Raw genomic sequence first — 23,918 nt, 5'->3', positions numbered from 1 at the left:
GAAAACAATAATGAAGCGTTTTGAATCTTTAAGCGGGTGGGGCGGAGCGGCTGCCAGCGGCTTGCTGGTGGCGCTGCTTGCAGCCTGCTCCGTGGAGCCCACGTATAAGCGCCCGGAGGTGGATACGCCGGTTGCGTTCAAGGAAGCGCCTGCTGCTGCGTCGGGTGCGTCGGCTACATCGGCTACGTCCGCCGCATCGCCGCAGGACACGGGCACCTGGAAGCAGGCTCAACCCGCGGACGACGCGCATCGCGGCGCATGGTGGACGGTTTTCGGCGACCCGCAGCTCAATGCGCTGGAAGAGCAGGCTGCTGCTGCGAATCAGGACCTGAAGGCGGCCGCGGCGCGTGTGCAACAGGCGCGCGCGGTGACCCAGGCGGCGAAATCGGACTGGTTCCCTAAGCTCGACGGGGGCTTTGGGCCGACGCGCGAACGTGCGTCGGCGGCCTCGCAATTCCAGCCGGATAGCGCGGGCGGCACGACGGGCACGATCTGGCGCGCCCAGGTGGGCGCGTCGTATGAGACCGATCTGTTCGGGCGAATCGGGTCGAATGTGAATGCGACGCGTGCCGACGAGCAGCAAACCGAGGCACTGTTCCGATCGGTGCAGTTGTCGCTGCAGGCTGACGTCGCGCAGAACTACTTCCAGTTGCGCGAGCTCGACACGGATCAGGACCTGTACCGCCGTACCGTGGCGTTGCGCGAGGACACGCTGAAACTGGTCGAGCGCCGTTTCAGGGAAGGCGATATCGGCGAGCTGGATGTTTCTCGCGCTCGCAACGAACTGGCGAGTGCGCGTGCGGATGCAGTGGGCGTGGCGCGTCAGCGCGCGGCCTCCGAGCATAGCCTTGCAATTCTGCTCGGCAAGCCGCCGGCGGACTTCTCGTTCGCGGAAGCGCCGCTCGTGCCGGTGACGGTGCGCGTGCCGCCAGGTTTGCCTTCGGCGCTGCTCGAACGTCGGCCGGACATTTCGGCGGCAGAGCGGGCGATGATGGCGGCGAATGCGCGGGTCGGCCTGGCGAAGTCGGCGTTTTTCCCGAAGCTCGACATCACGGGCGCGCTTGGGTTCGAGTCGGCGACGCTCGGCGATCTGTTCATGTGGTCGAGCCGTGCGTTCATTCTCGGGCCGTTTGCCGGTACCGCGTTGACCGTGCCGCTGTTCGACGGCGGCCGTCGCAAGGCAAACCTCGCGCAGGCTCGCTCGAAGTACGACGAGGATGTGGCCCAGTATCGTCAGCAGGTGCTCGTGGCGTTCCGTGAGGTCGAGGACAATCTGGCCGATCTGCGTTTGCTCGACGATCAGATTCGCGAGCAGAACGATGCGGTCGTGGCCTCGCAACGTGCGGCGCATCTGTCGCGCACGCAGTACACGGAAGGCGCGGTCAGTTATCTGGATGTGATCGACGGCGAGCGGCAGGTGCTGACTTCGCAATTGCAGGCGAGTCACCTGTCGGGCACGCAGGCGGTGGCGACCGTGAATCTGATTCGCGCGCTGGGCGGCGGCTGGGGCGATGTGAAGCCTGCGGGCGATGAGGCGGTGGGGGCGGTTGCGCCGGCTTCGGGTGCGGCTCGGGCTTCTGCTGATGCAACTGCTTCTGTGCCGGTGGATCAGGTCGCGACGCGCTAGGGTTTGCTTTTAGCTGGTTGGCTGGTGAAGAACGCCGGGTTGCGCAAAAGCGCGGCCCGGGTTTTTTTGGGCGGACCTTTTTCCTGGGTGCTTCGGTTCGAATCAGGCTGGACCGGCCCTCATCGATTCAACTCAACTCAGGCGGCTTGCGCAATCTGCGCTGCTTCGAGCGCTTCCTGGCGAGCCGCGGCGGCCTTCTTGGTCTTGCCGGCGCGCGACGGCGGCTGGCAGGCGCCACACACCACGTTGTGTTGCAGGTCGTGCTTGTGCGCGACGAACTTACCGGTGCAACGGCAGCATTTGGTCAGCTGCAGGATGTTGGCGTCGAAGAAACGCACCAGCGTCCATGCACGCGTCAGATCCAGCACCGGTTCGGTTTCGCTGTGCTGGCAATGTTCCAGATACAGCCGATACCCTTTGGTCAGCGCATCCAGGTGCGAGCAACGTGCTTCGTTCTTCAGGAACAGGTACGTGTTGTAGAACAACGACGCGTGGATGTTCGCCAGCCATGTCATGTACCAATCCGCCGAGAACGGCAGCATGCCCTTGGGCGGCGATACACCTTTGACCTCGCGGTACAGGCGGATCATGCGGTCGCGCGAAAGCGTCAACTCGCTTTCTAGCACCTGCATGCGCGCGCCAAGTTCAATCAGCGCGATGGCACGGAATACTTCTTGTGCGTCTTCCGTCAGGCTACGCTTGAGCATCGCGGTCACCTCGATTAAGCAAACTGCTCAGCGGGCTGGCCTGCAAGCAGGATCGCCGCGTGAGTTGGTGCAACTGCTGCATGCTTCGTCGTTTGTGTCAACGCCGACAACATGGCGTGGTCGTTGAAGCGGAAGAAGCATAAAAGCTGATCGGAAGCGGCCAGCTTGACGATCTGCGCGAGCGACAGCCCGGCAAGCAAATCAGCCAGTTCCGACGACAGTCCCAGCCGGAACATGCCGACCGGTTTGTCCTCACGCAACATACGTTGCGCGAGCATGATGTAAGACAAGTTGATCTCGCGGATTGAATCCAGCGTCTCGCTGCTACGGTCCATTTTCTGTGTTTCCGAAGCCCCGAATTACTATGTCGGCATTTTTTGCCGTTATGTCTTTTGTGCCTCGCCGGAAATGTTGTCCTCCGGCTACATGTCACCACCTGATACAGACAGCGACTCTTTGATACATAGCGTTACATCTCGTAACAGCTTGGGACGAATTGTATGAAGGGTAAAACAAGAAATCAATCCCTTCTAAAAAAAATATCCCGAAAAGATACGTCAAATTTCGGTAACTATTTCACGGTCCTGTAATAGAGGGTGCTTAGCAGATTTTTTGTCGCCTGTGAATTTTGTCTGATCCATGAAAACCCTTGTGTGGTGGGATATAGAGTCTTTCATCTGAACAATGATGGGTGCCCGGTCGAGAACCGGAAAATCAGTATGGAATCGGAAAGGAAATAGAAAGCGGAGCCGATTAAAAGTAATAAATACCGCTCACTTGCACGGCTGTGGGGGACAAATCAGAGGTGTAACAGGTCGATGTGGCCCCGGTTACAAATGAGGCGGCATTTGTAACTTCTAGCAACCGTTTGCGCGGACCCGTTCGACTTCGAGTACGAACGCCGGACGCAGGCGGGTGACGAGTACGAGTACGTTGCGCGAAGGCGGCGACCAGCCACAGCCAGCCGCGTAAGCTGTCTGACACGATGCCGCTGAAATAGGCTCCGATGTGACAACCGTAGGCCAGACGGGTTCTGCAGCCGAGCATCAGGCTGCCGGCCAGCGCCGTAATCAGCGAGCGGACCGGCATCTTCCAGAGCGATGCGTAACGATCGGTGCGCGCTGCGCCGCGGGCCGCACGCCCTGAGGGCAGGATTGGTCACCGATAGCTGTTACATGAAGCGCGCCATCAGATCGGCGTCGTGAAACACGCCGTTGACGTTCAACGCGCCGATCTCGCAGCCATATTTGCGAAAGCCAAGCGACTCATAGAGTTTGCGTGCCGCCTCGTTCCGGCTACCCACCATCAACTGGATTTGCCGCAGGCCTTCTATTTGCGCCGCTCGCGCCAGCAACTCGTCAAGCAACCCGCGCCCGACCCCACGGCCCGCAGCTTCCGGAGCGACATACATGCCGACGACGGAGGCCTTGTGCCGTTCCTTGTCGCGCTGGCTGCGCAGTAATCCGACCACGCCGATCAACGGCGCATTGGCTGATGCGAAAGCACCGAGCAAAAAGTCGCCTTCGGCTGCGCGCGCGCCCTGCAACATTGCGTCATGTCGCGCGGCGCCTTTGGCCACTGCTTCCTCGTAGCTTTGACCGAACGACTCCGGATGTGCCTTCAGTCCGCGCAGACGAAGCTGGAAGTAGGCGTCGCGGTCGGCCGGACCGAGTTGGCGGATCAGTGGGGCGCTGTTGATCAAATGGGTCTCTCTGTGTGGTTCGAATGGCGCTGCAGACTGTAACAACGCAGTGTTCGATGATGCCCTGCGTTCTGCGTTCTGCGTTCTGCGTTCTGCGTTCTGCCTTCTGCAGTTCTGCAGTTCTGCAGTTCGGCGGTCCTGCTATGGCTTCACGGCTTCAGCCTTTTGCCCCTCTGCGCGTTGGCTTTCGGCGAACTCGCGCAAGGCCGCTGCGGTTTGCTGATCGGCGGGAAAGAACGCTTCGATGGCAAGTTCCGACAGTGTCACATCCACCGGTGTGCCGAATACCGTGGTCGTGCTGAGGAACGATAGCTCGCCGATCGGCGTGCGCAGCCGCAGCGGCACGGCGACTTGATGACTTGCGGTGTCGTCGTGGCCGGCCACTTCCGCGCCGGGCGGAGCAGGATACGCGGCTAGCTCGTCGCGCAATGCGCTCAACGTGCCGTCACCACTTACGTCGATTTGCCGCTGGAGTCGGGACAGCGCGTGCGCACGCCAGGCATGCCAATTGACGATCGACGCTGCGATGCCGTCCGGATGCAAGCTCAGTCGCATCGCATTGACCGGCGGTTTCAGCAGTTCCGGGCTTGCGCCCGCGAGCAGCGGCGCGAGCGCATTGTTCGCTGCAACGATGGTCCAGTGGCGGTCGATCGCGAGTGCCGGATACGGCTCGTGACCTTTGAGCACCAACTCGACTGCCTCGCGCGCAGCGGCCAGCTGCGGATCCGTCAAGGGACGTTCGCGGAACAGCGGCGCATAACCCGCCGCGATCAGCAGTGCATTGCGCGCACGCAGTGGCACGTCGAGCCGCTCGGCGAGGTGCATGACCATTTCCCGGCTGGGCACTGCACGGCCTGATTCGACGAAGCTCAGATGCCGCGTTGAAATATCGGCTTCGGCGGCGAGCAATAACTGGCTCATTCTTCGCCGTTGCCGCCATTCGCGCAGCAGATCGCCGACCGTGCGGCTTGCCGTCGGCCCGTTCGACGGGATGGTTTGCGCAAGAGAGAGTGTGTTCATACTGCCGATGATAGCCAAAGCGCGGTAGCGATCCATTACCTGGCGGGTAATGGAATACCCCGGAATACCCCGGAGCACCCGAGAAAGCGTAGGAGCGCCCACGAATACGCAGCCCATTCAGAGCGTTGCCCCAAGCGACAACGAGGCAAGCGCGAATCAGGCGTGCGCCACACCTTCCGGCACGGCGTTGAGTTTGACGCCCAGCGCCCGAAGCAGTTTGAACACCGTATCCATGCGCGGTTTGGAGCCCGGCGCGAGTGTTTTATAGAGGCTTTCGCGCCCGAGCCCGGCGTCAGCCGCGACCTTCGCGATGCCGCGTGCTTTTGCGATGTCGGCGATCGCGGCGAGGAGGAGGTCGGCGTCGCCTTCTTCCAGTGCAGCGTTGAGATATTCAGCGATCATTTCCTCGCTATCGAGGTAGTGCGATGCGTCGAACCGTGCGGTTTTGACTTTGCTCATGACAGTTCCTTTCTGATTGCTGCCCACATTGATTTGGCATGCTTGATGTCGGCCGGCTGCGTGGACTTGTCGCCACCGCAGAGCAGCAGGTACACCATGCGCCCTTCGCGCGCGAAGTAGACCCGATAGCCGGGACCGCAATCGATGCGCATCTCGGACACACCGTCTTCCAGCAGCTTTACGTCGCCGAAATGACCTCGCTCCGCACGCCGGACCCGCACCAGGATTTTTGCCCTCGCTCTTAAGTCTGCGAGGCCGGCAAGCCAGCTGTCGAATTCCTCGGTGCGGTTGACCGTGTACACAGGCGGTGAACCGATCTGCTGACGAGTGTATCCTTCTAGATACGATCTTGCAAGTGTAAAAACCATATTGAAAAAGCGGCTCGTGTCCGCACCCGTTCAGTTCGTCACATGCCGCGCGTCAACGTTGCGCGGCCCCCATTTGCCCCACGAGGTTAGCGGCTGACGCAGCGCGTGACGATTCGGCCGGATGGCCAATCCGGCGGGAAACAGGGCGCAGTTTTTCATCTCGATGCATCCGGATGCTTACCTCCCACGTAATCGACGCGCTGCGCTCGAGCCGCCAATCTTCACTCCGAGCCCGCCGCATACAACGTGTCTGCCGAGCGTAGTGCTCAGTCATGCCAATCAAGGAGTCTGAGATGAATGCGCATACCGATCTGATCGACCGTTATTTCGACGCATGGAATGAAACCGATGCAGCGCGCCGCCGCGAACTGATCGCCGCGACGTGGGCCGCCGATGCCGACTATCGCGATCCGTTGCTGGCTGGCGTGGGCCATGACGGCATCGACGCGATGATCCGTGCGGTGCATGAGCGCTTCCCGCACCACACGTTTCACCGCACGACCGAGGTCGACGGCTTTGCGAACCGGCTGCGCTTTTCGTGGGCACTCACCACGCCGGCAGGTGAAGCGATCGTCAAGGGTTCCGACTTCGGCGTGCTCGACGCACGCGGCCGCCTGCAGGCGGTGACCGGCTTCCTCGACCAGGTGCCTGCCGCCAGCTGACAACTCGCAACTCGCAGTTTTTCACGGAGACGATCATGCACGAGTCCGTTGTTTCTACGACTGCTGGTACCGTCCTCACGTTCGCGCGTCTGTCGGGCGCCGTCGACGCGCTTTCCAGCGCGATCGCCGGCTTCGCGCTGCTGGCTGGCACGCGCGCGTTCACCTTCACTGCGTTGCTGGCCTGGCGCGAACCGGTGGTGGGTGGCGCGGGACTCGTGCTGCTCGCGTTGGTCGGATGGCTGCGGTGGCAATGCCGCCAGAAAGCCGCTTGCCGCACCGTGCGGAAAAGCAGATTGACGATGAGCCGCCGGCAACGGACGGTGCGCGACCGTCTTGCTACAATCGATCGCGATGTGCGACAGGGACAAACCGTTCGAACCTCGGCGGCCAGCCGTCAACCAGACCTCAAGGAGACACCGTGCTGAAGAATCTGGACCCGCTGCTGAATGCCGATGTGCTGCATGCACTACGCTCGATGGGGCATGGCGACGAACTGGTGGTTTGCGACGCCAACTTCCCGGGCGCGTCCGTCGCGCAGGAGACGGTGTTGGGCAAGCTGCTGCGCCTCGATGGCGTGAACGCACCGCGCGCGATTCTGTCGGTGATGCCGCTGGATACATTCATCGAGCGGCCTGCGTCGCGGATGGAAGTGGTGGGCGAGCCGAATACGATTCCGGCGGTTCAGCGCGAAGCGCAGATCGAGATCAATGCGGCGGAAGGGCGCGAGGTGCCGTTTGCTTCGGTCGAACGTTTCGCATTCTATGAGCGGGCGCGCAAAGCCTATTGCGTGATCGCTACCGGCGAAGAGCGCGGTTACGGCTGCTTCGTTTTTACAAAGGGTGTTTTGCTCGCGCCGGATGCGCCGCAGCAATAGTCCCTCACCACGGTGGCGAAACCCATGAGCTTCTCTCATCCTCGCGCATAAGCACGGCGGCGATACCGGCCGTGCCGTGCAGAATCGGACATGCGCCGAGTGCTCGGTCGCCTTTTTCCTTCCCTCGAGACCGCGCGAGCTGCGCCCTTCACATCGGCCGGCGCTTGGAAAAGGCGGGCAACGCACCTATTCTCAGATGCAAAGTGGGGAACTGCGGCCACCTGGCCGGGTCTGCTGCTTATTCATTACAGGAGCCCCCCATGACGCGTCCCGTCGATTCCGGCGTAATCCTCATTGCGCGTATCGCTCTTGCCGTGCTGTTTTTGTGGGGCGGCGTGATGAAATTGCTGGGTTATGCGGGCTTGGTCGGCTATCTGCATTCGAAGGGGGTGCCGTTCGTCCAGGTCGCCGCACCGATTGCAACAGTGGTCGAAGCACTCGGCGGTCTGCTGCTGATCGTCGGCTTCAAGGTACGGCCGCTCGCGCTCATCATGGCCGTCTACACCGTGGCAACCGCGGTGCTGGGCCATGACTTCTGGAACGTTGCCGATCCCGCTTTGCAACGCGATATGGTGATCCACTTCTGGAAGAACATGGGTATCGCCGGTGGTTTCCTGCTGTTGTTCGTGACCGGAGCGGGCCGTATCAGTATCGACGGCGCGCGCGCGCCACGCGGTGGGCTGAATCTCTGATCACGCTGTTGAAGTAGTCTGTGCAGGTCGTTTTTTGACTCTGGCTGCAATCAAGGGAGCAAATAATGATTCAAAGTTTTGAGCAAACCATTGGTGGCAAGGTCACTCAGTTGTGCGCAAGTCTCGGTGAAGGGCCTACGCCGCATCGCGTCATCATCAGCCTTGCCGATTCGGCGAAAACATTGGTGGTTCTGGATGCATCCGGCCTCATTGGCACGATCAAGGCCGAAATCGAACAGCCGGAAAAGCTGATCGCCGACGCGATCGCCAAGGCGCAAAACGAAGGGCTGATCGAGCGCGCGATTGACACCGGCACGATTCAGGAAGCGCCGCTGTAAGCCGTGCGGTGACAGCGTGAGTTGAGTTGCAGCGTGCACTGCTAGTGCCGACTCGCCGGTTCGTGCCTGGCAAATCGATGAGGCGATCAGCGCGATTCACGAACTTGCCCGGGGCCAGTCTTGTGCGGCCTGGAGGCAGACGCGTGCGGTTCCGGATGTACAAGGCAGCCCATGACGCCGGCGACCACTAGCAGACCGACCGAGATCGCCGTCGCGGCTTGCAACCCCGAGACGATCTGCGTGGCGGCTGCGCCGCTCGCCAACGCGCCGAAGGCGGCTACACCCACCGCGCCGCCTGCTTGCCGGGCGGTATTGAGTACGGCGGACGCGGTGCCTGCGCGCTGCGCTTCGACGGAGGCCAGCACGGCGGTTGTCATCGCTGGGACCGCGAGACCCATCCCCGAGGGAATGAGCAGGAACGGCAACAGCAAACCGACGAGCGGCGTAGACGCGTCGAGGAGATGCAGCAGGCCATAGCCGAGCCCCGCAGTGATCGCACCGGCGATCATCGGCACGCGCACGCCGAAGCGCCCGACCACCCATCCGCTCGCCACGTTCGAGAGCAGAAAGCCGCCGGTCAACGGCAGGAAAGCGAGGCCCGCCTGCAGCGGTGTATAGCCGCGTACGCGCTGCAAATACAGGCTCAGCACGAACACCATGCCGTAGTACGTCAGATTCACGCAGATGCCGAACAGCACCGCCGCATTGAAGGTGCGCTTGCTGAATAGCGAGAGCGGCAGCATCGGTGCCGCGACACGCGATTCCACGGCGATAAAAGCGGCGGTCGCGATTAGCGCGAGTATGAAACCGCCGGCTACCAGCGGATGGCTCAGCCCCAGCGGCCGCATTTCGATCACAGCGGCGACGAAGGCGGTGAGCGCGACGATCGCAAGGGACTGACCGCTCAGATCGATACCACGCAGGCTTGCCCCGGCCTTGGCCGATGCCGTTGCTGTCGCTCCAGTTCCAGCTGCAGTCACCGCAGTCGCGCCAGCACCAGCGCCAGCGCCCGTCCCTGTCCCAGTCGTGGTCGTGGTCGGAGCCGCTCCTTGCGCGCTTTTCTGCGCGAATTCAGGCTGCGGCACCCACACCAACGTCGCCGCCAAACCGGCTATGCAAATCGGCAGATTGACGAGAAAGATACTGCGCCAGCCGAACGCCGCAATCAGCAGACCGCCAAGCACCGGGCCGGCCGCGATCGAAATCGCGCCGGCGGCGGTCCACAGCCCGACTGCACGCGCCCGGAGCTTCGGGTCGTGACCGTACGACTGATTGAGCAGCGCCAGCGAGTTCGGCAGCATGGCGGCCGCGCCGATGCCCTGCACCGCGCGCGCCGCGACCAGCATAGCGGCATCGAGCGCCAATCCGCAGGCGAGTGAGGCGAGCGCGAACAGCACGATACCTGCCGCGTACATGCGCCATGTGCCGAGCCGGTCGCCGAGTGCGCCCGCCGACAGCATCAGCACGGCGAACGCGAGCGTGTATGCGTCGACGACCCATTGCAGCCCCGCGACATTCGCGTGCAGGTCCGCACCGATCTTCGGCAGCGCGATGTTGACGATGGTCACGTCGAGTTGCGTGACGACGAAGCCGACGCTGACGGTCGCGAGAATGCGGCCAAGGGTGGGCGAATGGGAGTAGTTTGGCGTTTTCATGCGATACATCGTAGGTCCGATGCAGCGCACGATGTTTCGGGCTGACGTGAAGTGTGAATGTCGCCGAAACTGCCGGAAAGGCGGGGCATGGAGCCGATGGAACAACGGCGCACCACGCGTGCGCCGTTGCGGAACAGTTCGCTTAGCGCGCTTGCGGCGCGTTTTTGATCAACAGCGTAGTCAATGTCCCGACAATGCAGATCGCGCCGACATAGAGCGGCGCGGCCATCGGGTTCGACTTCATCATCAGCGAAACGGCGATCGGCGTAAGACCGCCGAACACCGCATACGCGACGTTATACGAGAACGAGATGCCCGAGAATCGCACGGCGGCTGGAAACGCCTTGACCAGCACGAACGGAATCGCGCCGATCACGCCGACGAAAAGGCCGGCCACGGCATACAGCGGCACGAGCGCCGACGTATCGACAGCGAGCTGCTGGAACATTACGTAGTACGTCACCGCCAGCGCAAGGCCGCCGATGAAAATCGTGCGCCCCGCGCCGATCCGGCCGGCGATCGAACCCGCCATCACGCAGCCGATCGTCAGGCACAGCGTCGCCACGCAGTTCGCCAGCAGCGCGGTGGCCGGCGCGATATGAAACTGCTTCTGCAGCAGCGTCGGCGTCATCAGAATGACCACGACGATCGCGGCCGACAGCATCCACGTGAGCAGCATCGACACGATCACGGCGCGGCCGTGGTCGCGCAACACGGCCTTGAGCGGCACTTCCGCGGCGATCGCCTTGCGTTGCTTGAGCTCGGCGAATACCGGCGTCTCATGCAGCCAGCGGCGCAGATAAACCGAGAACATGCCGAACACGCCACCCACCAGGAACGGAATGCGCCACGCGTAAGCGGAGATTTCCGCGGGCGCGAAGTTGCGGTTTACCGCCGACGCAATCAGCGAGCCGAGCAGAATGCCTGCCGTGAGCCCGGCCGTCAGCGTGCCGCATGCATAGCCGACGTGCCGCTGCGGCACGTGTTCCGAGACGAACACCCATGCGCCCGGCACTTCGCCGCCGACCGCCGCACCCTGCATCACGCGGAACAGCAGCAGCAATACCGGCGCCATCACGCCGATGCTGGCGTAGGTGGGCAGCAGACCCATCATCAGCGTCGGCACCGACATCAGCAGCACGCTCAGCGTGAACATGCGCTTGCGGCCGAACAGATCGCCGAAGTGCGCCATGATGATTCCGCCGAGCGGCCGTGCCAGATAGCCTGCCGCGAAGATGCCGAAAGTCTGCACTTGACGCAGCCAGTCCGGCATCGCGGCGGGGAAGAACAACTGGCCGATCGCCGGCGCAAAGAATACGAAGATGATGAAGTCGTAGAACTCCAGTGCCCCGCCGAGCGCGGCGAGGCCGAGCGTCTTGTAATCGCTTCGCCCAAGAGGGCGTGGGGTGACAGCCTGTGCTCCACCCAGATTTGTCGCTTGCATTGCTTGTGTCTTGTCTTGAATTGGGAGCCACACGTAGCGCGTGGAAATAGGGCGGTTGTCGGGCGAGAAGTGTGGCAAGCGCTGGGTAGAGCACGGGACACCGGCGCGCCGGCCCGGGTAGGGCAAGCGCGATGACGACTAGGGCCAGACCGGGATTTTACAGGATGAAAGTCGTGCCTTTCGGGAAGCACTTAATTAGATTGGAAAAAGTTCCCGAAGACGTGCCTTTTCGGCGGCGAGCAGGGCCGCGAGGTTTGCGCGTCGTGCGAGCCGCAGCCCTCGAGTGTAGGAATGCTGCGCGCACCTGTCGGAGCGGGGTGATTGGTGCGCAAATTAGGAATGCTCCTATGGGATGACTTGGGCGTCTCTCTGAGAATCGCGTCCGAGCTATCAGTTAAGAGTTATCCCATGCGCATTGCCATTCTTCAGCGTGACCCCCTCATGCGCCAGTCGATCGAAAAGGTCCTCATGAGCGCCAGCCATACGTGCATCGTCTATGACGACGGCCTGACCATGTCGAAAGCGCTCGCTCGTTCCACTGTGGATATGCTGGTGCTGGACTGGCAAGGCAGCCGCCTGTCAGGCGCCGAAGTCCTGAGGTCGGTGCGCGCGGTTGGCGGCGACCGCCTGCCGGTCCTGTTCGCTTCGACGGAGACGTCGGAGGACAGCGTGGTGCGTGCGTTTGCCAGCGGTGCCGACGACTATGTCGCGCTGCCGTTGCGCCCGGGAGAGTTCCGCGAACGTGTTACGGCGTTGCTGCGCCGCGCCTATCCAGACCGTTTCAACGCGGCGAGCTTCGATATCGGCCCCTACCATTTCGATACGCATCGCCAGCTCGTCATGCTGCGCGGCCAGCCGGTGCAGCTATCGGGTACGCAATACCGGTTGGCGTCGCTGTTCTTTTCCAATATCGGCCGCGTGATGTCGCGCGACCATATCTTTGCGATGGTGTGGGGACGTGAATTCCGCGAGTTCACCCGCACGATCGACAGCCATGTGTCGCGCCTGCGGTTGCTGCTCGAGATCGAGCCGCAAAACGAATTCCGGCTGCAACCGGTCTACAAGAGCGGCTATCGCCTGCTGCATCTGCGGCAAGGCGAAGCGGGCGCGCAGAAGCAGGCGGCCTGAACTTGCCGCAACTCAAACTTGCGGCAGCGCCGGCCGGGTTTCAATCGCCCGGCGGATCAACGCTTCAACAGCTTTGCGTTCATCCCCGGCCAACGGCAGGCGCGGCGGCCGCACCGGCTCCGTGCCAAGCCCGACGATCGTCTCTGCCAGCTTGATGTTTTGCACCAGCTTCGACGAGACGTCGAGCGCGAGCAGGGGCGCGAACCAGCGATAGATCGCGCGCGCTTCTTCAAGACGGCCCGCCTTCAGCAACTTGTAAATCACCACCGTCTCGCGCGGAAACGCGCATACGAGACCGGCCACCCAGCCATGCGCGCCCATCAATATCGCTTCCATCGCGAGATTGTCGACCCCGCACAGAATCGCGAAGCGGTCGCCGACCACGTTGATCAGATCGGTCACGCGCCGCACATCGCCGCATGATTCCTTGATCGCGACGATCTTCTTTTCGTCGGCGATTTCCGCGAACATCTCGGGCGTCATGTCGACGCCATAGGCAAGCGGATTGTTATAGATCATCAGCGGCAGCGCGCTTGCATTGGCGACGCTGCGAAAGTGGTGGAGCGTTTCGCGCCGGTCCGACAGATAGCGCAGGCCAGGCAGCACCATGAAACCAGCCGCGCCGTGCTCACTGCCGGCTTCGGCCTGGCGGCATGCGTCGAGCGTGCTGTTCTCGGCGATCGTCAGCAAAACCGGCACACGGCCGTGCGAGGCCTCGACGGCGATGTCGAGGACTTGCAGCTTCTCGTCCAGCGAGAGCGTCGACGCTTCGCCGAGCGATCCGCATACGATGATGCCGTTCACACCCGCGTCGATCTGCGCCTCGATATTCTTCCCGGTCGATTCGCGATCTATGCTGAAATCCGCGTGAAACTTGGTGGTCACCGCGGGCCATACGCCTTCCCAGATATGCGCCACGACTGCTCTCCTGAGTGTGTTGAGTCGAAGCGCAGTGTAAGCAGGGAAAATGCCGCCGTCTTGCGTGATTCGCGCGTGGCGGATGACGATTTCAGCATAGTGGCGATGCCTGTAAGCTTAGCGAGATCGGGCAAGCAGACTATTTCAGGACCACATGAAAAGTGCGTCGAAGTCGCATGGGCGGCGCTTTACGTGTGTTGTCGAGTGCGGTTGCCATGCGTTGTTCGGGTGTGGATTTTGCCTGTTTTCAAAGATCGAAGCGTGCGGGAACTGGCGCAAATACTATGCCGAAATCGTCACAATCCACGCTTAAGCACACCAAGACTCCACGGGCCGGCATTCCTACCATGTACATCATGAAAACCCTCGACATCATCGACTCGCACACCGGCGGTGAACCGACCCGCCTGGTGGTGTCGGGTGGCCCGGCGCTCGGCGGCGGCACACTGGCGCAGCGTCTCGACGCGTTTCGCACGCATTTCGACGACTGGCGCACGGGCATCGTCACCGAACCGCGCGGCTCGGACGTGGTGGTCGGCGCGCTGCTGTGCGAGCCGGACGACCCCGCGTGCGCGGCCGGCGTGATCTTCTTCAATAACGTGGGCTATCTCGGCATGTGCGGGCACGGCACGATCGGCCTCGTCGTCTCGCTTGCGCACATGGGGCGGATCGGGCCGGGGCGTCATCGGATCGAAACGCCGGTCGGCCTCGTCGAAGCGACGCTCAACGAGGACGGCAGCGTGGCCGTGCGCAATGTGCCGGCTTATCGTTACCGGCAAGGCGTGCAGGTGGACGTGCCGGGCTACGGCAGGTTGACCGGCGACATCGGCTGGGGCGGCAACTGGTTCTTTCTCGTCGCCGACCACGGGCGCACGCTGGAGGCCGCGCGTATCGCCGAGCTGACCGCATTCAGTGCGGCAATCCGCGATGCGCTGATCGCGCAGCGCATCACCGGCGCGGATGGCGCCTTGATCGACCACATCGAACTCTTTGGACCCGGCTCGCGCGAAGGCATCGATAGCCGCAGCTTCGTACTCTGTCCCGGCAATGCGTACGACCGCTCGCCGTGCGGTACCGGCACGAGCGCGAAGATCGCCTGCCTCGCCGCCGACGGCAAGCTCGCCGAAGGCGCGGTGTGGTGGCAGGAGAGCATCATCGGCAGTGTATTCGAGGCGAGCTATCGTCACGCCGGCGACGGTGTCTCGGTGATTCCGACCATTACAGGCCACGCGCGCATCATGGCCGAAGGGCGTTTGTGTTTCGACGAGCGCGACCCGTTCGCGTGGGGCATCCGCACGGCATGACGGCGGACGCGTTGATCGTCGGGGCCGGCATTGTCGGCGCGGCTTGCGCGGCGGAGTTGGCCGCGCTCGGCCTGCGGGTCGAGGTACTCGACGCACAGGGCATCGGCGGCGGCGCGACGGCGGCGGGCATGGGCCATATCGTCGTGATGAACGACTCGCCCGCGGAATTCACGTTGAGCCGCTATTCGCGCGACTTGTGGCTAGCGCTCGCGCCGCAGTTGCGCAGGCGCGACGCGTTCGCGCGCTGCGGCACGCTATGGGTTGCCGCCGACGATGAGGAATGGCAAGCCGCCCGCATCATGCATGCCGCGTTCGAAGCACAGGGTGTCGCAGCACAATTGCTCGACCCGGCCGAGCTGCGAGCGTGCGAGCCGGCGCTGGCGCATTCGATGGCGGGCGGCTTGCGGATCGAGCACGACAGCATCGTGTATGCGCCCACCGTTGCCGAATGGCTGCTGACGAAATCATCAGGAGTTCAGAATATCCGTGTGCGGCTCGGCACGCGGGTTACCGCAATCAGCGCTGGTGGCGTGACGCTGGCCGACGGCGAGCGCATTAGCGCCGCGCATGTGATCGTGGCCAATGGTCTCGGCGCTAAGCAACTGCTGCAGTCGCTGCCGTTGCAGCCGAAGAAGGGTCATCTGCTGATCACCGACCGTTACCCCGACCTCATTCGTCATCAACTGCTCGAACTCGGCTACATCAGGAGCGCGCATCATGCGGCCGGCACTTCGGTGGCATTCAACGCGCAGCCGCGGCCTACCGGCCAGTTGCTGATCGGCTCGTCGCGCCAGTTCGATACGACCGATCCCGCCGTCGACATGCCAGTGCTCGCGCAGATGCTGCAACGCGCCGCGCACTATCTGCCGGTCCTGCCGACACTCAATGGCATCCGCGCGTGGACCGGCTTCCGTGCAGCGTCGCCCGACGGATTGCCGTTGATCGGTCCGGCAGGCGATTTCTCCCCCGGCGCGTGGCTCGCAGTCGGACACGAAGGTCTTGGCGTGACAACTTCGCTGGCGAGCGCAAAGTTGCTCGCCGCGCAAATCACGGGGAACGCCGCGCCGATTCCTGTCGAGCCGTACCTGCCGGTCCGCTTTGCGCAAAAGGTGGTCCATGACTAACGCCAATGCAACACGCCTCCAGTTGACGATCGACGGTCGAAGCGTCGCGGTCGAAGGGGGTACGACCGTGGCCGCAGCGCTTGTCATGGCGGGCGCGGGCGGCACACGGACGTCGGTCAGCGGCCAGGCGCGCGCAGCACTGTGCGGGATGGGTGTGTGCCAGGAGTGCCGCGCCACGATCGATGGCCGGGCGCATGCGTTGGCATGCCAGACTCTTTGCCGCGAAGGGCAAGTGGTTTGCACGACTGTCGCTACGGCCACGGCCAACGTGGCCAACGTGGCCAACGCAGCCAACGTGGCCAGCGCAGCCAGCGCATCCAACGCAGCCAACGCAGCCAACGCAGCCAACGCATCCAACGGGACCAACGGGACTACCACCACGGGCACGCGATGAAGCAGCACTTCGATATCGTCGTAGTAGGCGCCGGTCCGGCTGGGTTGAACGCCGCGCAGACAGCGGCGCGCGAAGGCGCCACGGTCGCGCTGCTCGACGACAATCCGCGCGCCGGTGGTCAAATCTGGCGGCAAGGTCCCGGCCATCCGCCGCAAGCTCAATTACACGCGCTGCTCGAAGCCTTATGCATGCGGACCAATGTCACGTTGTTTGCGTCGACTCGGGTGATCGCGCCTTTGGGTCTGCGCGGGTTGCTGCTCGAGTCGGCTGAGCACGGTGGCGTGTCGATCAGCTACGATCGATTGATCCTCGCAACCGGCGCGCGCGAGCGGCTATTGCCATTCGCCGGCTGGACGCTGCCCGGCGTGACCGGTGCAGGCGCGCTGCAGGCACTCATCAAAGGCGGCATGCCGGTGCGCGGCGAACGGATCGTGATTGCAGGCAGCGGTCCTCTGCTGATCGCCGCGCTCGCCACCGCGCGTGCTGCCGGGGCGCAGGTGGTGGCGGTCGTAGAGCAGGCGTCGGCGCTCGAGGTCGCCCGCTTCGGAATCGCACTATTGGGCGAGCCGGCGAAGTTGCGGCAAGCCGTTACCATGACGCGCGGCTTCGCGGGCGTGCGTTACTGGACCGGCAGCATCGTCCGGCAAGCTCATGGCGATGGCCGCGTCGAACGCGTGACGATCCTGCGCGGCCAGCGAGAGTCAACGCTTGATTGCGACCGCATCGCGTGCGGCTATGGACTCGTGCCGAACATAACACTTGCGCAAGCGCTCGGCTGTGCGATCAACGAAGCGGGCGAGATCGTCGTCGACAGAGAGCAGCGGACCTCAGTGGATCGCGTGCTGGCAGCAGGCGAATGCACGGGCGTCGGCGGCGCGGAACTGGCGGGCGTGGAAGGCGAGATCGCCGGGCTCTCCGCGAGCGGCGCCCCGGCAAGCCATACCTCGGCAAGGCGCACCGCATTGCATGCGCAACGAGCCCGCTGGGGGCGTTTTGCGAGGCGCGTCGATGCGGCCTTTGCCTTGCAGGCTGCCGCGCGCACGCCACCCGACGACGCCACGCTGCTCTGCCGTTGCGAAGACGTCAGCCTCGGCGAGGTGCGTGCCTATCCGGATTGGCGCGAGGCCAAGCTGCATACCCGCTGCGGGATGGGCGCATGCCAGGGACGAATCTGCGGCGCCGCGGCTGCGCTGTATTTCGGCTGGCAAGCCGCAGCGCCGCGCCCACCGTTCGGTCCGGCCCAAATCGGCACGTTGATGGCGGCGGGTGCGGAGCCGCCGCAGGCTGAATGACGCCGGCATCCATGCGGCCGCTGGATATCGTCTCCAGCCGCGTGGTCATATAATCGAGCGCAAGCGAGCGCCCGCAAACGCCCGACCGCGTAGCTGCGCGGATGAGGAACGCACTGGCAAATGCAACAACGAACGCGCCGGCGCATGTACGGGCGAGCGCACCGGCAACGCTCGACCAACGCACAACCAAAGCTCGACCAAAGCTCGACCAAAGCTCGAACAACGCTCGAACAACGCTCGAACAACGCTCGAACAACGCACAACCAACGCACAACCAACGCACAACCAACGCACAACCAACGCACAACCGCACCGACCACGGAACCCGCATGATGAACACGCTGGCTCATCCGCTCGAACCGGACGACGCAACGCTGTCCGGCATGCTGTCGCATTTCACTTTGCTCGAGCCGGTGTTCGATGCGATGCCGGACGTCGTGTTCTTCGTCAAGGACGCGCACGCTCGCTATGCGCTGGTCAATCGCACGCTGGCTTCGCGCTGTGGCTTCAAGGAAAAGGCAGCGTTGCTCGGCAAGACCGCCGAGGACGTCTTCCCGCGCCGCTTCGGCCGCATCTACACCGCACAGGACAAAGCGATCATCAACGTCGGCAGCCAGATGATCGATCAGCTGGAACTGCACCTGTATCCCGGCCGCCAGCCGGGTTGGTGCCTGACCTGCAAGCAGCCGTTGCGCGATCCGGCGGGGAAGGTAGTCGGCCTCGCCGGCATCTCCCGCGATCTGAAAGCGGACGAAAGCAGTCATCCCGCTTACAGCCGGCTGGCCACCGTGGTGCAGTCCATTCAGGAAAACTACGTGCAGCCGTTAAATCTGAAACAGCTTGCTGCCATGGCGGATATGTCGGTGGCGCAACTGGAGCGCTACTTTCACAAAGTGTTTCATTTGACGCCGCGCCAGGTATTGCTGAAAACGCGCCTTGACGCCGCTACCGCGCTGCTGGTTTCGCACGACAAGGTTACCGACGTCGCCGCGCTCTGCGGCTACACCGACCACAGCGCCTTCACGCGCCAATTCAAGGCGACCGTCGGCATCACGCCGACCGAGTACCGGATGCTGCTGCACGGAACCTCGCGAAGTTGAGCCGCCGCATACATGGTTCGTCGCAAGCATCATTACTACGTCTACGTCGTCGCGCTGGACGATACCGTCTGGAACGAGGCGCGCTTTCGCCGCGCGAATCCGGATTACCGGTTCGACAAGCCGTGCGTCTACGTGGGAATGACGGGACTGGACCCGGATCTGAGATTCGACCGGCACAAGGCTGGGATTCAGGCAAATCGCTATGTGCGCGATTATGGCCTGCGCCTCTTGCCCGAATTGTATGAAGTATTCAATCCAATGCCTTACCGCGGTGCACAGGATATGGAAGTGGAATTGGCGATTGGACTGCGAGAGGCGGGATACGGTGTATGGCAGGCGTAATGAAAATGTAATGGGTGCCTTATTTCACGCCCAGTCCGCGCAACACTGCGTTGCCTTCAGGCGTAAGACGGATATGCGAGTCACCTGCGCCGCCGCAGATCGTTTCGATCAAACCGGCTTCGTGAAGCTGCGGAATCTCGGGTTTCGCGGATGCGTCGATCGGCGCGTGCAGCAACAGCAGCAGCGTCGCCAGTTCGTGGTGGCTCAGCAGGCGGCGCAGAATCGTGGGTCGCTTCGCCGGCGTGTCATTCGTATTGGGGTCGGGCTGGTTCATGGAGCGCACCTTGTGCGGAATAGTGTCGGGTGGATGATGCGGATGAAGTCTTAAACGATTCTTAAGACACATTGTGATGTAACACCGTGACACTATGATTGCATCGGAACAAGTTACCGACCGTTACACATGGCCGATTGTTACCTTTTGCTTACCTTACGGCGCGCAGGTTTTGCTCGCCGATTCAATCCACAGATTGTTCACGTGGCGCTTGCCCGCGTAGAAGCGATAAGTCGTCGCGCCGTTGTCGCTGCGCACCTTGACGATATTCGAATCGCCGAAGTCGAGCATCTGGCCTTGCGGGATTCCGGTCGATTTGAACGCGGCGTTATGGCTGGTCGCCACTTGAGTCAGGCAGGCGACCACGTCGTTGACCGAGCGCTGCGTGGTGGTGTCCGTGACGGGCTCGCCGGCATCCGGATTCTTCTGGAAGTACGCGCAAGCGCTGAGAAGCAGGGGAACTGACAGGACTACGGCAAACTTCTTCATATCTCTCCTGGCGTTTCATTCGGCCGACGGTTCGCGCGGCGCCCGCATGGGCAGAATGCGCACGGCACCGGGCTGCGGATCAGCCGCCATTATATCGGTGCGGCGCACCCGCTCATCCCCTGAAGCATGGGCTGTGCCCGATCCGCCTGAATCCGTCGGCGGCAGGTCGCAAACTGGAGCCCGCAACCGGCAACCGGCAACCGGCAACCGGCAACCGGCAACCGGCAACCGGCAACCGGCAACCGGCAACCGGCAACCGGCAACCGGCAACCGGCAACCGGCAACCGCCACCCGCCACCCGCCACCCGCCACCCGCCACCTCCACCGTTGCAGGCCGCGAACGCCTACTTCCGGCGTTGGGCCTGCGCTGCGAGCCGCACAGCCGCATTGGCCGCGCCATAGCCGTCGTAGCCGCCGCGCCGCTCGACAATCTCCATGAAAAAGCGCTGATCCAGTTGTTCCGTGTAAGCGTGGAAGAACTCGCCACCGCGCTCGTCCCGGTCGTACAGGATGTTGTGCGCGCGCAGCGCCTCGAGCGTTTCGTCCGGCAGTGCATAGCGGGCGGCGAGGTCGTCGTAGTAATTGCGTGGGATGCGCAGCACCGGCAAACCGTCGGCGACGAACTCGGGAATCGCGCTGAAAATGTCGCCGGTGCTGAATGCGACGTGATTCAGGCCCGAGCCGTGGTAGGTGTGCAAGGCCTCGGCCACCGCCGTGTGATGGTCCACCGACGCGTTCAGTACGATGCGCACCGAACCGTCACGACTGCGCAGCGCGCGGCTGCGCACCAGCCCGTACGGGTCGGGCACCAGAACGCCCGGCTCGGCCTGGAAGCCGAGCGCGGTCCGCAGAAACAGTACCCACGTATCCAGCGAAGGCGCCGGCACGGACAGGCAGACGTGGTCGATGCGGGTGAGCGGCCCCACTTCAGTCGGACCGTTGACGTCGGTGAGAACGAAATCGGCTTCGAACAGGGTGGGCTGGTCCGGTGTCTCGTCGACGAAATAGTTCAGGCTGCCGTCGGGTGCCTGCACGGCGGGCAGCACGCGTTCGTTCGGCCCGATCTGGCCGGAGAATGGCGCGTAGCCGAATCCGGCGGCGCGCTCGAACGCCTGATGGGCGTTGTCCACGCGAAACGCCGACGCGCACAGCGACAAGCCATGCTGCTGGAAGAAAGCGTTGGCGAATGAATCCGGTTCGGCGTTCAGCACGATCGACGCCGCGCCGTGCTGGAACAACGTCACATCTTTCGAACGATGCTGGCCGGCCTGGCGAAAGCGCAGCTTGCCGAGCCAGTCGACGAGGTGCGCGCGGGTGGTGTGATCGACCGCGAACTCGAGAAACTGGTAGCCGACGTGCGCCGGCGCGGCGGGCGATTGATAGAGCTCGCCGACCGGCTGCCGAGTGGCTTCGAGCAGCGCGCGGGTCTGTTCCTCGAGGAACAGCAGCGAGCGATGGCCGTCCGCCGCGGTGATGGTGGTCGGTGCGGCGCGAAAACCATCGTTGAATATTTCGAGCGAAAGCGGCCCTGCGTAGCCGGTTTTCACGATCTGTGCGGTGAAGCCTGCCAGATCGAAATCGCCCTGACCCGGGAAGCAGCGGTAATGGCGGCTCCATTCGAGCACGTCCATGGCGAGCTTCGGCGCATCGGCGATTTGCACGAAGGCGATGCGATCCCCGGGAATATCGGCGATCGCGTCCACCGTATCGTTCAGCGACAGCGTATGAAAGCTGTCGAGCACGAGCCCGAGATTCGGATGATTCACCGCGTTGACGAGCTTCCATGCGTGGCGGTAGGTTTTCACGTGCTTGCCCCACGCGAGCGCCTCATAGCCGGCGATCACGCCGGCCGCTTCGGCCGCGCGGGCGAGGGCGCCGAGCTGGTCGGTCATCAGCGAATCGTCGCCGATGGTGTCGGGCGAGACGTTGCTGCACACCAGAATCCGATCCGTACCCAGTTCGTGCATCACGTCGAACTTGCGCTTGGCCCGATCCAGATTGCGTTCGAGGCGCTCCGGGCTCACCCCGTCGAAATCGCGGAACGGCTGGAACAGCATGATCTTCAACCCGAGATCCTCGGCGATGCGCCGCACGTCGGCGGGCGAGCCGTCGAAATACAGCAGGTCGTTCTCGAAGATTTCGACGCCTTCGAAGCCCGCCGCCTGGATTGCGGCCAGCTTTTCGACGAGGGTCCCGCTGATCGATACGGTGGCAATCGAACGTTGCATGAACGGCTCCTGCAAAAACAATGAAACGGCGGTTAGGACGGTGCCGGGCGGCTACAGTGCCGCGTTCGCATGCCTTGCGGACCGCCATGCTGCAATGCGAAAAATGGTCTAGCTAGTTACCTGTGCTCAGCTGGACGCGGGCATGTAGCTCAAACAATAACGCAATTTTCCGACAGTTTATACAAACTAACTAGATGGTACAAATTCGTAGAAACCCCGAATGACGAATGCAGCCAATGCGCGCACACTGTGCTTATGTTGTAGGGCCGCGGCGTGTGCCGTGGCCCGCTTTATGCCTTACTTTGCAGGAGTGCCCGTCATGAGTTTTGCGTCAGTGCTGGTCCTTAACGGACCGAATCTCAACCTGCTCGGCACGCGTGAGCCGACCATCTATGGCTCGGAAACGCTCGACGACGTCGCGCAACTTTGCCGTGACGCGGGCGACCGGCTGGATCTGTCGGTCGACTTCTGTCAGTCGAATGCGGAACACCAACTCATCGACTGGCTGCATGCGGCGCGTACCAAGGTCGACGGCATCGTGATCAATCCGGCGGCTTACACCCATACCTCGGTGGCGATTGCCGACGCGCTCACCGCGATCGAAAAACCCGTCATCGAAGTGCATATTTCAAACGTGCATCGCCGCGAAGCGTTCCGGCATCACTCGTATGTGTCGGCGGTGGCCGATGCGATCATCATCGGTTGCGGTACGCAGGGTTATGTGCTGGCGCTGGAGCGGATGGCGGTCATCCTTAAGAATAGGGCGGCTAAATGAACACACAAGCGAACACACAAGCGAACACACAAGCGAACACACAAGCGAACACACAAGCGAACACACAAGCGAACACACAAGCGAACACACAAGCGAACACACAAGCGAACACACAAGCGAACGCTCAGGCGAGCCCGCAATCGTTTCTCGTCGGTCTGATCGGTTCGGGCATCGGCGGATCGCTCACTCCCGCGATGCATGAAGAAGAGGGCAGCAAGCTTGGATTGCACTATGTGTACCGGCGCATCGATCTGGAAGCGTTGAAACTCGATACCGCAGCGCTCGCCGATTTGCTCGTCGCTGCTGAACGCATGGGCTACAACGGACTGAACATCACGTACCCGTGCAAACAGGCCGTGATTCCGTTGCTCGACGAGCTCTCGGACGACGCGCGCGCACTCGGCGCGGTCAACACGGTTCTGTTCAAGGACGGCAAACGTATCGGCCACAACACTGACTGGTCCGGTTTCGCCCGCGCGTTTCAACGCGGCTTGCCGGACGTTTCGCTCGCGCGCGTCGTGCAACTGGGTGCGGGCGGCGCGGGCGCAGCGGTCGCGCATGCCACGCTGACGATGGGCGCGCAAACGCTCACGCTATTCGACGTGGACGCCGCGCGCGCCGCATCGCTCGCCGCGGAATTGCAGAAGCGTTTCCCAGCCGCCACGGTCAGCGCCGGCAGTTCGCTGGCCGAATCGCTCGCCGCCGCTAACGGCCTGATTCACGCGACGCCTACCGGCATGGCGAAATTGCCGGGCTTGCCCTTGCCGGTCGAATTGCTGCATAGCGGTTTGTGGGTGTCGGACATCGTCTATTTCCCGATCCGCACCGCGCTGTTGCAGGCCGCCGAAGCGCTTGGCTGCCGCACGCTGAGCGGCGGCGGCATGGCGGTGTATCAGGCGGTCGACGCGATGCGCATCTTCACGGGTCTGGAACCCGACGCCGAGCGCGTGTACACGCATTTCCAGTCCTTGTTGCAACGCCCCTGAGGAAGTCTCCCCTTGG

Annotated in this window: 26 protein-coding genes and 2 pseudogenes; 15 read left to right on the top strand and 13 right to left on the bottom strand. The window is 62.9% G+C overall.

The window, feature by feature from the left end; all coding sequences use genetic code 11:
* The first annotated feature begins 10 nt into the window (after window positions 1–10).
* On the top strand, window positions 11–1,627 hold the full coding sequence (locus tag AYM40_RS31080; RefSeq protein WP_063499840.1) for an efflux transporter outer membrane subunit: 1,617 nt from the start codon (window positions 11–13) through the stop codon (window positions 1,625–1,627).
* A 137-nt stretch (window positions 1,628–1,764) separates the two neighbouring features.
* On the opposite strand, the gene flhC is transcribed toward AYM40_RS31080, so the two are convergent.
* The 7 genes and pseudogenes from flhC to AYM40_RS31050 all read right to left on the bottom strand — a co-directional run bounded on the left by flhC (window position 1,765) and on the right by AYM40_RS31050 (window position 5,883).
* On the bottom strand, window positions 1,765–2,334 hold the full coding sequence (gene flhC / locus AYM40_RS31075) for a flagellar transcriptional regulator FlhC (protein WP_028194931.1): 570 nt from the start codon (window positions 2,332–2,334) through the stop codon (window positions 1,765–1,767).
* Between the two features lie 14 nt (window positions 2,335–2,348).
* Window positions 2,349–2,669 (bottom strand): flagellar transcriptional regulator FlhD, encoded by a 321-nt coding sequence (gene flhD / locus AYM40_RS31070; RefSeq protein ID WP_035558891.1) that lies wholly within the window; start codon window positions 2,667–2,669, stop codon window positions 2,349–2,351.
* Window positions 2,670–3,191: 522 nt separating this feature from the next.
* Window positions 3,192–3,459: pseudogene (locus AYM40_RS39390) on the bottom strand (YeeE/YedE thiosulfate transporter family protein); the annotation flags it as partial.
* Between the two features lie 46 nt (window positions 3,460–3,505).
* On the bottom strand, window positions 3,506–4,036 hold the full coding sequence (locus AYM40_RS31065; RefSeq protein WP_063499839.1) for a GNAT family N-acetyltransferase: 531 nt from the start codon (window positions 4,034–4,036) through the stop codon (window positions 3,506–3,508).
* Window positions 4,037–4,177: 141 nt separating this feature from the next.
* Window positions 4,178–5,092, bottom strand: coding sequence for a helix-turn-helix domain-containing protein (locus AYM40_RS31060; protein WP_063499838.1), 915 nt, complete (start codon window positions 5,090–5,092; stop codon window positions 4,178–4,180).
* Between the two features lie 120 nt (window positions 5,093–5,212).
* The gene (locus AYM40_RS31055; RefSeq protein ID WP_063499837.1) at window positions 5,213–5,515 is read right to left on the bottom strand and encodes an addiction module antidote protein; all 303 of its coding nucleotides are present in this window, start codon (window positions 5,513–5,515) and stop codon (window positions 5,213–5,215) included.
* Window positions 5,512–5,883 (bottom strand): type II toxin-antitoxin system RelE/ParE family toxin, encoded by a 372-nt coding sequence (locus AYM40_RS31050; protein WP_063499836.1) that lies wholly within the window; start codon window positions 5,881–5,883, stop codon window positions 5,512–5,514. Before AYM40_RS31050 ends, AYM40_RS31055 begins: the two co-directional genes overlap by 4 nt.
* Before the next feature lie 293 nt (window positions 5,884–6,176).
* Between AYM40_RS31050 and AYM40_RS31045 the strand changes: the two genes are divergently transcribed.
* The 5 genes from AYM40_RS31045 to AYM40_RS31025 all read left to right on the top strand — a co-directional run bounded on the left by AYM40_RS31045 (window position 6,177) and on the right by AYM40_RS31025 (window position 8,449).
* Window positions 6,177–6,545, top strand: coding sequence for a nuclear transport factor 2 family protein (locus AYM40_RS31045; protein ID WP_063499835.1), 369 nt, complete (start codon window positions 6,177–6,179; stop codon window positions 6,543–6,545).
* Between the two features lie 35 nt (window positions 6,546–6,580).
* A complete protein-coding gene (locus AYM40_RS43915) occupies window positions 6,581–6,970 on the top strand; it encodes a hypothetical protein (RefSeq protein ID WP_236721005.1) in 390 nt (129 codons plus the stop codon).
* A complete protein-coding gene (locus AYM40_RS31035) occupies window positions 6,964–7,419 on the top strand; it encodes an RbsD/FucU family protein (RefSeq protein ID WP_063499834.1) in 456 nt (151 codons plus the stop codon). Before AYM40_RS43915 ends, AYM40_RS31035 begins: the two co-directional genes overlap by 7 nt.
* A 260-nt stretch (window positions 7,420–7,679) precedes the next feature.
* Window positions 7,680–8,111, top strand: a complete 432-nt coding sequence (locus AYM40_RS31030; protein ID WP_063499833.1) for a DoxX family protein — start codon at window positions 7,680–7,682, stop codon at window positions 8,109–8,111.
* A 65-nt stretch (window positions 8,112–8,176) separates the two neighbouring features.
* Window positions 8,177–8,449 carry a hypothetical protein gene (locus AYM40_RS31025; RefSeq protein ID WP_063499832.1) on the top strand — a complete coding sequence of 91 codons (273 nt, stop codon included), beginning with the start codon at window positions 8,177–8,179 and terminating at the stop codon, window positions 8,447–8,449.
* 86 nt (window positions 8,450–8,535) lie between these two features.
* Here the strand turns inward: AYM40_RS31025 and AYM40_RS31020 are convergent, their stop codons facing one another.
* The gene (locus AYM40_RS31020) at window positions 8,536–10,113 is read right to left on the bottom strand and encodes an MFS transporter (RefSeq protein WP_148662364.1); all 1,578 of its coding nucleotides are present in this window, start codon (window positions 10,111–10,113) and stop codon (window positions 8,536–8,538) included.
* Between the two features lie 133 nt (window positions 10,114–10,246).
* Window positions 10,247–11,548 carry an MFS transporter gene (locus AYM40_RS31015; RefSeq protein WP_063499831.1) on the bottom strand — a complete coding sequence of 434 codons (1,302 nt, stop codon included), beginning with the start codon at window positions 11,546–11,548 and terminating at the stop codon, window positions 10,247–10,249.
* 408 nt (window positions 11,549–11,956) lie between these two features.
* Here AYM40_RS31015 and AYM40_RS31010 point away from each other — a divergent pair, with 408 nt between their 5' ends.
* A complete protein-coding gene (locus AYM40_RS31010) occupies window positions 11,957–12,676 on the top strand; it encodes a response regulator transcription factor (RefSeq protein WP_063499830.1) in 720 nt (239 codons plus the stop codon).
* Window positions 12,677–12,688: 12 nt separating this feature from the next.
* Here AYM40_RS31010 and AYM40_RS31005 read toward each other — a convergent pair whose 3' ends face one another.
* Window positions 12,689–13,594 (bottom strand): dihydrodipicolinate synthase family protein, encoded by a 906-nt coding sequence (locus tag AYM40_RS31005; protein ID WP_063499829.1) that lies wholly within the window; start codon window positions 13,592–13,594, stop codon window positions 12,689–12,691.
* A 347-nt stretch (window positions 13,595–13,941) separates the two neighbouring features.
* Between AYM40_RS31005 and AYM40_RS31000 the strand changes: the two genes are divergently transcribed.
* The 6 genes and pseudogenes from AYM40_RS31000 (at window position 13,942) to AYM40_RS30975 (ending at window position 19,150) form a co-directional block, all read left to right on the top strand.
* Window positions 13,942–14,898: a 4-hydroxyproline epimerase gene (locus tag AYM40_RS31000; RefSeq protein ID WP_063499828.1), complete on the top strand. Its 957-nt coding sequence runs from the start codon at window positions 13,942–13,944 to the stop codon at window positions 14,896–14,898.
* The gene (locus AYM40_RS30995; protein WP_063499827.1) at window positions 14,895–16,022 is read left to right on the top strand and encodes an NAD(P)/FAD-dependent oxidoreductase; all 1,128 of its coding nucleotides are present in this window, start codon (window positions 14,895–14,897) and stop codon (window positions 16,020–16,022) included. Before AYM40_RS31000 ends, AYM40_RS30995 begins: the two co-directional genes overlap by 4 nt.
* Window positions 16,015–16,284, top strand: a pseudogene (locus AYM40_RS40885) ((2Fe-2S)-binding protein); the annotation flags it as partial. The gene AYM40_RS30995 and the pseudogene AYM40_RS40885, both read left to right, overlap by 8 nt.
* Window positions 16,285–16,412: 128 nt before the next feature.
* Window positions 16,413–17,708: an FAD-dependent oxidoreductase gene (locus AYM40_RS30985; protein WP_063499826.1), complete on the top strand. Its 1,296-nt coding sequence runs from the start codon at window positions 16,413–16,415 to the stop codon at window positions 17,706–17,708.
* A 332-nt stretch (window positions 17,709–18,040) separates the two neighbouring features.
* A complete protein-coding gene (locus tag AYM40_RS30980) occupies window positions 18,041–18,808 on the top strand; it encodes a helix-turn-helix transcriptional regulator (protein ID WP_063500822.1) in 768 nt (255 codons plus the stop codon).
* Between the two features lie 12 nt (window positions 18,809–18,820).
* A complete protein-coding gene (locus tag AYM40_RS30975; RefSeq protein ID WP_028194912.1) occupies window positions 18,821–19,150 on the top strand; it encodes a hypothetical protein in 330 nt (109 codons plus the stop codon).
* Window positions 19,151–19,169: 19 nt separating this feature from the next.
* Here the strand turns inward: AYM40_RS30975 and AYM40_RS30970 are convergent, their stop codons facing one another.
* The 3 genes from AYM40_RS30970 to AYM40_RS30960 all read right to left on the bottom strand — a co-directional run bounded on the left by AYM40_RS30970 (window position 19,170) and on the right by AYM40_RS30960 (window position 22,141).
* On the bottom strand, window positions 19,170–19,424 hold the full coding sequence (locus AYM40_RS30970; protein WP_063499825.1) for a hypothetical protein: 255 nt from the start codon (window positions 19,422–19,424) through the stop codon (window positions 19,170–19,172).
* A 156-nt stretch (window positions 19,425–19,580) separates the two neighbouring features.
* Entirely contained in the window at window positions 19,581–19,913 is a 333-nt protein-coding gene (locus AYM40_RS30965; protein WP_063499824.1) for a hypothetical protein, read from the bottom strand.
* Between the two features lie 344 nt (window positions 19,914–20,257).
* Entirely contained in the window at window positions 20,258–22,141 is a 1,884-nt protein-coding gene (locus tag AYM40_RS30960) for a bifunctional sugar phosphate isomerase/epimerase/4-hydroxyphenylpyruvate dioxygenase family protein (RefSeq protein WP_063499823.1), read from the bottom strand.
* 319 nt (window positions 22,142–22,460) lie between these two features.
* Between AYM40_RS30960 and aroQ the strand changes: the two genes are divergently transcribed.
* Entirely contained in the window at window positions 22,461–22,916 is a 456-nt protein-coding gene (gene aroQ, locus AYM40_RS30955) for a type II 3-dehydroquinate dehydratase (protein WP_063499822.1), read from the top strand.
* The gene (locus tag AYM40_RS30950; RefSeq protein ID WP_063499821.1) at window positions 22,913–23,902 is read left to right on the top strand and encodes a shikimate dehydrogenase; all 990 of its coding nucleotides are present in this window, start codon (window positions 22,913–22,915) and stop codon (window positions 23,900–23,902) included. The genes aroQ and AYM40_RS30950 overlap by 4 nt, the downstream gene beginning before the upstream one ends.
* The last annotated feature ends 16 nt before the right edge of the window (window positions 23,903–23,918 follow it).

Source organism: Paraburkholderia phytofirmans OLGA172 (assembly GCF_001634365.1).
In the GTDB taxonomy this organism is placed as follows: Bacteria; Pseudomonadota; Gammaproteobacteria; order Burkholderiales; family Burkholderiaceae; genus Paraburkholderia.
This window is presented reverse-complemented; position numbering and strand designations above follow the sequence as displayed.

What these genes read in the sequence shown, in the direction of transcription:
- AYM40_RS31080 (WP_063499840.1), top strand. Translation starts at nt 11, where the DNA reads ATGAAGCGTTTTGAATCTTTAAGCGGGTGGGGCGGAGCGGCTGCCAGC.
- flhC (WP_028194931.1), bottom strand. Translation starts at nt 2,334, where the DNA reads ATGCTCAAGCGTAGCCTGACGGAAGACGCACAAGAAGTATTCCGTGCC.
- flhD (WP_035558891.1), bottom strand. Translation starts at nt 2,669, where the DNA reads ATGGACCGTAGCAGCGAGACGCTGGATTCAATCCGCGAGATCAACTTG.
- AYM40_RS31060 (WP_063499838.1), bottom strand. Translation starts at nt 5,092, where the DNA reads ATGGATCGCTACCGCGCTTTGGCTATCATCGGCAGTATGAACACACTC.
- AYM40_RS31055 (WP_063499837.1), bottom strand. Translation starts at nt 5,515, where the DNA reads ATGAGCAAAGTCAAAACCGCACGGTTCGACGCATCGCACTACCTCGAT.
- AYM40_RS31050 (WP_063499836.1), bottom strand. Translation starts at nt 5,883, where the DNA reads ATGGTTTTTACACTTGCAAGATCGTATCTAGAAGGATACACTCGTCAG.
- AYM40_RS31045 (WP_063499835.1), top strand. Translation starts at nt 6,177, where the DNA reads ATGAATGCGCATACCGATCTGATCGACCGTTATTTCGACGCATGGAAT.
- AYM40_RS43915 (WP_236721005.1), top strand. Translation starts at nt 6,581, where the DNA reads ATGCACGAGTCCGTTGTTTCTACGACTGCTGGTACCGTCCTCACGTTC.
- AYM40_RS31030 (WP_063499833.1), top strand. Translation starts at nt 7,680, where the DNA reads ATGACGCGTCCCGTCGATTCCGGCGTAATCCTCATTGCGCGTATCGCT.
- AYM40_RS31025 (WP_063499832.1), top strand. Translation starts at nt 8,177, where the DNA reads ATGATTCAAAGTTTTGAGCAAACCATTGGTGGCAAGGTCACTCAGTTG.
- AYM40_RS31020 (WP_148662364.1), bottom strand. Translation starts at nt 10,113, where the DNA reads ATGTATCGCATGAAAACGCCAAACTACTCCCATTCGCCCACCCTTGGC.
- AYM40_RS31015 (WP_063499831.1), bottom strand. Translation starts at nt 11,548, where the DNA reads ATGCAAGCGACAAATCTGGGTGGAGCACAGGCTGTCACCCCACGCCCT.
- AYM40_RS31010 (WP_063499830.1), top strand. Translation starts at nt 11,957, where the DNA reads ATGCGCATTGCCATTCTTCAGCGTGACCCCCTCATGCGCCAGTCGATC.
- AYM40_RS31000 (WP_063499828.1), top strand. Translation starts at nt 13,942, where the DNA reads ATGTACATCATGAAAACCCTCGACATCATCGACTCGCACACCGGCGGT.
- AYM40_RS30995 (WP_063499827.1), top strand. Translation starts at nt 14,895, where the DNA reads ATGACGGCGGACGCGTTGATCGTCGGGGCCGGCATTGTCGGCGCGGCT.
- AYM40_RS30985 (WP_063499826.1), top strand. Translation starts at nt 16,413, where the DNA reads ATGAAGCAGCACTTCGATATCGTCGTAGTAGGCGCCGGTCCGGCTGGG.
- AYM40_RS30980 (WP_063500822.1), top strand. Translation starts at nt 18,041, where the DNA reads ATGAACACGCTGGCTCATCCGCTCGAACCGGACGACGCAACGCTGTCC.
- AYM40_RS30975 (WP_028194912.1), top strand. Translation starts at nt 18,821, where the DNA reads ATGGTTCGTCGCAAGCATCATTACTACGTCTACGTCGTCGCGCTGGAC.
- AYM40_RS30970 (WP_063499825.1), bottom strand. Translation starts at nt 19,424, where the DNA reads ATGAACCAGCCCGACCCCAATACGAATGACACGCCGGCGAAGCGACCC.
- AYM40_RS30965 (WP_063499824.1), bottom strand. Translation starts at nt 19,913, where the DNA reads ATGAAGAAGTTTGCCGTAGTCCTGTCAGTTCCCCTGCTTCTCAGCGCT.
- AYM40_RS30960 (WP_063499823.1), bottom strand. Translation starts at nt 22,141, where the DNA reads ATGCAACGTTCGATTGCCACCGTATCGATCAGCGGGACCCTCGTCGAA.
- aroQ (WP_063499822.1), top strand. Translation starts at nt 22,461, where the DNA reads ATGAGTTTTGCGTCAGTGCTGGTCCTTAACGGACCGAATCTCAACCTG.
- AYM40_RS30950 (WP_063499821.1), top strand. Translation starts at nt 22,913, where the DNA reads ATGAACACACAAGCGAACACACAAGCGAACACACAAGCGAACACACAA.